The 2,064-nt window shown below is 63.9% G+C and carries 3 protein-coding genes; all 3 read right to left on the minus strand.

All coding sequences use genetic code 11. The features are described 5' to 3' along the window. The coding region (gene recJ, locus EN935_RS33035; protein ID WP_127374076.1) for a single-stranded-DNA-specific exonuclease RecJ at positions 1–1,235 on the minus strand (1,235 nt) is incomplete at its 3' end. A 160-nt stretch (positions 1,236–1,395) separates the two neighbouring features. Then, positions 1,396–1,620 carry a DUF6434 domain-containing protein gene (locus EN935_RS33040; RefSeq protein ID WP_109671535.1) on the minus strand — a complete coding sequence of 75 codons (225 nt, stop codon included), beginning with the start codon at positions 1,618–1,620 and terminating at the stop codon, positions 1,396–1,398. A gap of 73 nt (positions 1,621–1,693) precedes the next feature. Further along, positions 1,694–2,064, minus strand: a 371-nt coding sequence (locus EN935_RS33045; protein ID WP_127374077.1) for a fructose-bisphosphatase class II, incomplete at its 5' end; no start/stop codon positions are given.

Raw genomic sequence — 2,064 nt, forward strand, 5'->3', positions numbered from 1 at the left:
GTGCCGACGCCATTGGCGTTGAAGGCGATGGCGAAGGCGGGTCGGCGGGCATGGTCCTTCAATCGTGAGGCGAGCAGGCCGACAATGCCCGGATGCCAGCTGTTGCTGGCGGTGACGACGATGGCGGGGCCATTGCCGCCGGCAAGCTCTGCATCGGCCTCGGCACGCGCTGCGGCGAGCATCTCCTGCTCCATCAGCTGCCGTTCCTGGTTGAGCCGATCGAGCGTCTCGGCGATGGTGCGCGCCTCGACCGGGTCGTCGGTCGCAAGCAGCCGGCTGCCGAGTGCGGCATCGCCTATGCGCCCGCCGGCGTTAATGCGAGGGCCGATCAGATAGGCCAGATGGAAAGTGCTGATCGGCTCGCCGATGCGCGACACCCGTGCCAGTGCCGCCAGCCCTTCGTTCTTCTGCTGGCGCGCCATCTGCAGCCCTTTGACCACGAAGGCGCGGTTGACGCCGGTCAATGGCACCACGTCACAGACGGTGGCCAGCGCTACAATATCAAGCAGTGAAAGCAGGTCCGGCGGGGTGGCATCGGCCATGCGGCCGCGCAGGATCTTGGCCGTCTGCACAAGGGCGAGGAAGACCACGCCGGCGGCACAGAGATGGCCCTGCCCGGAAAGGTCATCGTCGCGATTGGGATTGACGACAGCGATTGCCGCCGGCAAAGCACCGCCGACCTGGTGGTGGTCGAGCACCACGACATCGGCCCCGGCATCGTTGGCGGCATCGATGGAAACGGCACTGTTGGTGCCGCAATCGACGGTGACGATCAGTGTCGCGCCACGCGAAACAAGCTCGCGCATGGCATCCGGATTGGGGCCATAGCCCTCGAAAATACGATCCGGGATGTAGATTTCCGACGGCACCGAGAAATGCGTAAGGAACCGCTTCAGCAAGGCCGACGAAGCGGCGCCGTCGACATCGTAGTCACCGAAGATCGCCACCTTTTCCCTGGCCATCACCGCGGCGGCGATGCGTGCCGCCGCCCTGTCCATGTCGGTCAGCGATGCCGGATCCGGCAGAAGATCGCGGATCGTCGGGTCGAGAAACCGCTCCGTCTGCTCGGCGGTGACGCCACGACCGGCAAGCACCCGCGCAACGACATCGGGCACGCCATGGCCTTGCGCGATGGCGAGCGCGATCATGTCCTGCCGCTCGGTCAGCCGGTGCTCCCAGGAGACCCCGGTAGCCGACTGCCTGACATCGAGGAAGAGGCGTTTTTCGCCGGTCATACGCTTTGCCAACTCATGATTGGCCGCAGGATAGTGCATGTCACCCAAAAGTGCGCAGCGGTTTTGGGACTACGACATGCATGAAAGCGCGTCGCGTGAACGCGACGCGCTTTCGGCCAAAGGCAGGCAAAGCCAAGCGGTTCACGGGTGTTCAAGAAAACTACGCTTTCCGCTTTTCAGCCCGGCGCCGAAGCCATTCGTCGGCTGCATCGCCCATCGTCTTGTCCGCACCGTCCTTGAGCCAGGCCATGAAAGGCCGGTCGAATCTGAACGCATCGCCGCATTCCCGGGTGAGAAAACGGCGCACGTTCTGGGTGTTGCGATAGGACTTCGTGATGGCGGTGGCGCGCGAAATCGGATCCGCGTGCCAGTCGAACGGTTTCATCGTCAAATCCTTGCAGCCAGCATCGGATGCGCCCGAATGGCTAACAATTGCAAGGTGGCTTCGCAAGCGAGCGTCAGAACTTATCCAAGTCCTGATGCCTGGCCTTGATCTCGCGCACCGTCCGCGACGACGAGCGCAGCACGATCGTGTGGGTGGTGATGTAATTGCGGCCGAACTTGACGCCAGCCAGCATGTTGCCGTCGGTGACACCGGTCGCCGCAAACAGCACATCGCCGCGCGCCATGTCCTCCGTCCGATAGACCCGTTTCGGATTGGAAATACCCATCTTTGCCGCGCGAGCGACCTTTTCCGGCGTGTCGAGGATCAGCCGACCCTGCATCTGGCCGCCGGTGCAACGCAGCGCGGCCGCCGCCAGCACGCCCTCGGGCGCGCCGCCAGTGCCGAGATAGATATCGATGCCGGTTTCTTCGGGATCCGTGGTGT

This window comes from Mesorhizobium sp. M7D.F.Ca.US.004.03.1.1, from assembly GCF_003998635.1.
Taxonomy (GTDB): domain Bacteria; phylum Pseudomonadota; class Alphaproteobacteria; order Rhizobiales; family Rhizobiaceae; genus Mesorhizobium; species Mesorhizobium loti.